This is a genomic window from Methylorubrum podarium (assembly GCF_022179745.1).
GTDB classification, from domain to species: domain Bacteria; phylum Pseudomonadota; class Alphaproteobacteria; order Rhizobiales; family Beijerinckiaceae; genus Methylobacterium; species Methylobacterium podarium.
The window spans coordinates 1-5943 of record NZ_BPRD01000411.1 but is presented as its reverse complement, the minus strand read 5'-3'; the positions used below and the strand labels follow the sequence as shown (position 1 = coordinate 5943).

General features: G+C 69.8%; 6 protein-coding genes. All 6 read right to left on the bottom strand.

Going from position 1 to position 5943, the window contains the following annotated elements; genetic code table 11:
- Positions 1–195 precede the first annotated feature (195 nt).
- On the bottom strand, positions 196–1437 hold the full coding sequence (gene urtA, locus MFF42_RS19420; protein WP_238257217.1) for an urea ABC transporter substrate-binding protein: 1242 nt from the start codon (positions 1435–1437) through the stop codon (positions 196–198).
- Between the two features lie 188 nt (positions 1438–1625).
- Positions 1626–2510: an urease accessory protein UreD gene (locus MFF42_RS19415; protein ID WP_238257216.1), complete on the bottom strand. Its 885-nt coding sequence runs from the start codon at positions 2508–2510 to the stop codon at positions 1626–1628.
- On the bottom strand, positions 2510–3154 hold the full coding sequence (gene ureG / locus MFF42_RS19410; protein WP_238257215.1) for an urease accessory protein UreG: 645 nt from the start codon (positions 3152–3154) through the stop codon (positions 2510–2512). The genes MFF42_RS19415 and ureG overlap by 1 nt, the downstream gene beginning before the upstream one ends.
- Entirely contained in the window at positions 3151–4863 is a 1713-nt protein-coding gene (ureC, locus tag MFF42_RS19405; protein WP_238257214.1) for an urease subunit alpha, read from the bottom strand. Before ureC ends, ureG begins: the two co-directional genes overlap by 4 nt.
- A 16-nt stretch (positions 4864–4879) precedes the next feature.
- Positions 4880–5575 carry an urease subunit gamma gene (locus MFF42_RS19400; protein ID WP_238257213.1) on the bottom strand — a complete coding sequence of 232 codons (696 nt, stop codon included), beginning with the start codon at positions 5573–5575 and terminating at the stop codon, positions 4880–4882.
- Between the two features lie 14 nt (positions 5576–5589).
- A partial coding sequence (locus MFF42_RS19395; RefSeq protein ID WP_283206894.1) for an urease accessory protein UreF occupies positions 5590–5943 on the bottom strand: 354 nt, incomplete at its 5' end.

Here is a 5943-nt window from a genome sequence, read left to right as displayed (position 1 = left end):
GAAGCCGTGGCGATCCAGAGCGCGCCCTTTCCGGAGAAGTCGCGCCCTGGATCACTTCGGCTTCGCCTCGTGATGACGGCGTTGGGCCAAGCCCGAGGTGATCAACCGGAAACGGGATGAGATCGGCGCCGAGGAACGGCCGAGTCATGTGCGCATCCCCTCTCCCGGCACGGCGGGGAGAGGGGACAGGCGCGACTACTGGTACCCCTTCGGGAACGGGTTCGGCTCGATCAGGTCCGGGCTCTCGTAGACCACGTCGAACTGGCCGTCCGCCCGCGCCCGCGCCACGCGGGTCTTCGACCAGAGGTGATGGTTCTCGTGAACCTTCACGGAGCCTTCCGGCGCATCCTTCATCTCGATGCCGGGCGACGCCTCGATCACCCGGTCGATCTCGAAGCTGCCGGCCTTCTCGACAGCCGCCTTCCACAGGAAGGGGCTCAGGTAGGCCGCCTGGGTCGCGTCGCCGATGACGGTCTTCTCGCCCCAGCGCTTCTTGAAGGCGGCGACGAACTTCTCGTTGGCCGGGTTCTTGAGCGACTGGAAGTACTTCATGCAGGTATAGGCGTCGGCGATGTTCTCGCCGCCGATGCCGTCCACCTCGTCCTCGGTGACGGAGACGGTGACGAGCGTCTGCTTCTTGAGGTCGATGCCGGCGGCCTTGAGCTGCTTGTAGAAGGCCACGTTCGAGCCGCCGACGACGGTCGAGAAGATCACGTCGGGCTTCTTCAGCTTGATCTTGTTGATGACCGAGTTGAACTGGGTGTGGCCGAGGGGGAAGTACTCTTCGCCCGCGACCGTGCCCTTCAGCACGCTGGTGATGTGCTTGGTGGCGATCTTGTTGGTGGTGCGCGGCCAGATATAGTCCGAGCCGACCATGAAGAAGGTCTTGGCACCCTTCTCCTTGCCGACCCAGTCGAGGCCCGCCAGCGTCTGCTGCGTCGCCTCCTGGCCGGTGTAGATGACGTTCTTCGACTGCTCCAGACCCTCGTAATAGGTCGGATAGTAGAGGAGACCGTTATACTGCTCGAAGACCGGCAGCACCGCCTTGCGCGAGGCCGAGGTCATGCAGCCGAACACCGCGGCGCAATGGTCGTTGACGACGAGCTTGCGTGCCTTCTCAGCAAAGGTCGGCCAATCGGAGGCACCGTCCTCCTGAATGATCTTGATCTGGCGCCCGAGCACGCCGCCGGCCGCGTTGATCTCCTCGATGGCGAGCTTCTCGCCCTGCGTCGTCCCGGTCTCGGAGATCGCCATGGTGCCGGTCAGCGAGTGCAGGATGCCGACGGTGACCTCCTTGTCGGTGACGGCGAGCGCGCCCGCGCCGGCCTGCGCGAAGGCGCGCCCGGGCAGGGCGGTCAGCAGCGGCGAGGCGGCAAGGCCGAGGAGGAGGCGGCGGCGGAGATGGAAGTGGGCATCGTTTCGGTCACGCGAGCGCATGTCTTCTCGAAATCCTTCGAACGTCGTCCGGCAGACCGGCCCGAATGTCGGCCTTGATGCCGCCAGACGAGGCCGGTGCCCCCGCCCGTAGTTCGTCTCAGGAAATCGAGTTGCATCAAGGGGAATTGCTGGGCGGCCTGCCCATATTTCTCGCGATCTGCCGCCTCGCTGGTCGTTCGAGAACTATTCTACTTGCGCCGCCGCCCCGGCTCGCATCCGCTCAGGGCTGCGAACAGGATGCGGAACAAAGCTTCCATGCCGGCCGAGAGGGCGCCGCCGTCTGGGGCGAGGAGGCGCAGGCCGAGCCCGGCCCCGTTCGGCAGCGGGCTCACCCCGGTCAGGCAACCGGCCGCGTCCGATGCCTGCCGCAGCAGGGGGCCGGCGAGGCGCGCGTCGTCCGGCGCGCCGAGGACGACCATCGTGCCGTAGGCCCGGTGGCCTCCCATCGGCGAATCCGGGCCGGTGAACGCCGCCCCGTCGATGCGGCTGCGCTCCCGCACCAGCGCGCGGCCCTCGGGCGACCGGATCGTCAGGCCGAGATCGAGCCGGTCGAACGGCCGGCCCTGGCCGAGCGGATCGTGGCAGGCCACGCTCTCGGTGACGATGGCGCGGGCGCCCGGCTCGGCGGTGATCTCGGTCGAGATGGCGAGATGCGCGTCGGGAAACAGGATGAGCGGATCGGGATTGAGCGCGAGGAAGGCGTCGGCGGCGATCGTGAGCCGCGTCTCCTGGCGCGTGGGCTCCGGGCCGCCGCGATGCACCACCGTGCCGGCCTGCGTCGTGACGTGGACCCGCGCGCCCGTCCGCGCCGCGACGTCGAGGGTGAGGTGGTCGGCGGCGTAGAGCCCGCCGGAGGCCGATTGCAGGTAGAGCGTGGCGAGGTCCGGGCGTCCCGGATGCATCCGGAAGGCGCGGGTGATGTGGAACGGGTAGGGCACATTCTGCCGCGACAGCACGGTGGTGCCGCCGCCGCGGGCGAAGACCAGGGCGGCCCGCACCCGGCGCCCGACCGGCGCGGGGGCCGCCTCGGCCGGGGCGGGCGTCTCGGGCAGGCCGTCCAGCGACAGGGCCATCAGGGCGCGAACAGCACGGCGCGGCAGATCGCGTCGGCCACCGCCTCGACGCCCTCGCCGGAGCGGGCGTTGGTGGCGGCCACGGGCTTCGTGCCCCGGACGCGCGCGGCCTCCGCCAGCATGCCGGGCAGATCGACGCCGACATGGGGCGCGAGATCGGTCTTGTTGATGACGAGGAGGTCGCAGCGCAGCACGCCGGGGCCGCGCTTCCTCGGGATGTCGTCGCCGCCCGCCACGTCGATGACGAAGATCCACCAATCGACGAGATCGAGGGAGAAGGTCGAGGCGAGGTTGTCGCCCCCCGATTCGAAGATCAGGAGCTGGAGCCCCGGAAACTTCGCCTCCAGGTCGTCGCCGGCGGCGATGTTGAGGGTGGGATCCTCGCGGATGACGGTGTGCGGGCAGGCGCCGGCCTCCACCGCCTCCACGCGAGCCGGATCGATCAGCCCGGAGCGGCGCAGGCGCTCGGCATCCTCCTTGGTGACGAGGTCGTTGGTGACGACCGCGAGATCGATCCCGCGGGCCTGAAGCGCCGGGATCAGCCGCTCGATCAGCGCGGTCTTCCCTGAGCCGACCGGGCCGCCGATGCCGATGCGGGCGGCGGTGACGGGCTGAGGCAGGGCAGGGGAGAGGGAAGCGCTCATCGCAGCATGTACCGTTGGGCGAGCGGCAGGACGGTCGCGGGCTCGCAGGTGGCGAGTTCCCCGTCCACGAAGACCTCGAAGGTCTGCGGATCGACCCGGATGTTCGGGCAGGCGTCGTTCCACAGCATGTCGGCCTTGGTGAGCGTGCGGGTGCCGCGGGCCGGCAGCAGGTTTTTCCGGAGTCCTAGGCTCTCGCGGAGCCCGCCCTCGATGGCGAGCGGGTGGACGAAGCAGGCCGACAGCCCCTGCTTGGCGAGCCCGAAGGCGCCCCATTGCGGACGCATCAGCATCGGCTCGCAGGTCATCAGGGAGGCGGCGGAATCGCCCATGGCGCCCCAGGCGATGAAGCCGCCCTTGATCACGAGTTCCGGCTTGATGCCGAAGAAGGCCGGGCGCCAGATCACGATGTCGGCCATCTTGCCGGGCTCCAGCGAGCCGATATGCTCCTGGATGCCGAAGGTGCGCGCGGCGTTGATCGTGTATTTCGCGATGTAGCGCTTGATCCGGGCGTTGTCGCCGAAGCCCGGCCGCTCCTCCGGCAGGCTCCCGCGCTGGTCCTTCATCTTGGAGGCGAGCTGCCATGTCCGGCAGATCACCTCGTGGATGCGGCCCATACCCTGGCTGTCGGAGCCGAGCATGGAGATCGCGCCGATATCGTGCAGCACGTCTTCCGCCGCGATGGTCTGCGCGCGGATGCGGCTCTCGGCGAAGGCCACGTCCTCCGGCAGGGCCGGGTTGAGGTGATGGCACACCATCGTCATGTCGAGGTGCTCGTCGAACGTGTTGACCGTGTAGGGGTTGGTCGGGTTCGTCGAGGAGGGCAGGCAGTGGGGCAGCCCCGCCACGCGGATGATGTCCGGCGCGTGGCCGCCGCCGGCGCCTTCCGTGTGGTACATGTGGATCGTGCGCCCGCCGATCGCCGCCAGCGTGTCCTCCACGAAGCCGGACTCGTTCAGCGTGTCGGTGTGGAGCTGGACCTGGAAATCGTGCTCGTCGGCGAAGGCGAGACAGGAATCGATCGCCGCCGGCATCGCCCCCCAATCCTCGTGGATCTTCAGGCCCAGCACGCCGGTCTCGAGCTGCTCCTTGAGGGCCGCCGGCTTGTGGGTGTTGCCGCGGCCCAGAAATCCGAAATTGACGGGCCAGGCTTCCGCCGCCTGGAGCATTTTTCCCGTGTTGAACGGGCCGCCGGAATCGATGCCGACGGTGATCGGCCCGAGCGAGCCGCCCAGCAGCGTCGTGATGCCGGAGGCGATGGCGTGGTCGGGGAGCCCCGCGGAATCGAAGTGGACGTGCACATCGATGGCGCCGGGCGTGGCGATCAGCCCCTCGCAATCGCGCACCGTGGTGCCGGCCGAGACGATCAGGCGCGGATCGACCCCGTCCATGATCGCCGGGTTGCCGGCCTTGCCGAGGCCGACGATGCGCCCGTCCTTGATGCCGAGATCCCCCTTCACGATGCCGAGCACCGGATCGATCACGAGGACGTTGCAGAGCAGGAAATCGAGCGCGCCCTGCGCCGCCGTGACGCCGGGGGCGAGGCCGATGCCGTCGCGCAGCGTCTTGCCGCCGCCGTGCAGGCACTCGTCGCCGTAGACCGCGTGGTCGTGCTCGACCACCGCGACGAGCGAGGTGTCGGCGAGCCGCACGCCGTCGCCGGTGGTGGGGCCGTAGAGGGCGGCGTAGTCGCGCCTCGGGATCGTGACCATGGTTCCCAGTCTCCCCTCAGGCGCCCTTGAAGCCGCGGGCCTTGGCGCGGGCCAGCGCGTCGGCGCGGGCCGCGTCGCTGTCGAGCCGCCCTTGCGTCAGGTTGTTGAGGCCGGTGAGTTCTTTCGCGCCGCCGAACCCGGTGAGCGTCACCGTCTTGCGCTGGCCCGGCTCGAACCGCACCGCCGTGCCCGCCGGGATGTCGAGGCGGAAGCCCAGCGCCTTGGCCCGGTCGAAATCGAGCGCCCGGTTGACCTCGAAGAAGTGGTAGTGCGAGCCGATCTGCACCGGCCGGTCGCCGGTGTTGACGACCTCGAGGCTCACCCGCGGGCGGCCGGCGGCGAGTTCGATCTCGCCCTCCGCCGGCAGGATCGCGCCGGGCTCGAGCGTGTCGGGCTCCGCCCCTTCCGCGGGCCGGATCGGCTCGTGCACGGTCACGAGCTTGGTGCCGTCGGGGAAGACGCACTCGACCTGCAGGATCGGCATCATGGAGGCTACCCCCGGCATCACGTCGCCGGTCGTCAGGATGGTCGAGCCCCAGCCGATCAGGTCGGCGACGGAGCGCCCGTCGCGGGCACCCTCGAGGATCTCGTCGGTGATGATCGCCACGGCCTCCGGGTAGTTGAGCTTGAGCCCCCGGGCGCGGCGCTTGCGGGCGAGTTCGGCGGCGGTGAAGATCGTGAGCCGTTCAAGCTCGGTCGGCGTGAGCAGCATCGGCTCGGCTCCTTTCAGTTCGCGAACAGGCGGAGTTCGGCCTGGGCCTGGCGCATCGCGGCGATCTCGATCAGCGGGGTGAAGCCGGTGAGGTCGATCGCGTCCGCCGGCTCGGGCACCGGCCGCTCCAGCAACGTGGCGATCAGCGGCAGTGCCCCCCCTAGCACACGCTGCGCCTCGATCGCCCCGATGGCGCCGAGCCGCACCGCGGCCGAGGTCAGGCCGCTGGCGAAGAGGTAGCCGGAGACCGACGCCGCGTTGCGCTCGTCGAGGCCGAGCGCCGGCCACAGCGCGCCCTGCACGGTGGGAAGGTGCCCGAGCATCCGCCCCGCGCGCACGGCGGCGCGGAGGTCGGCGGCGCCCGGCGT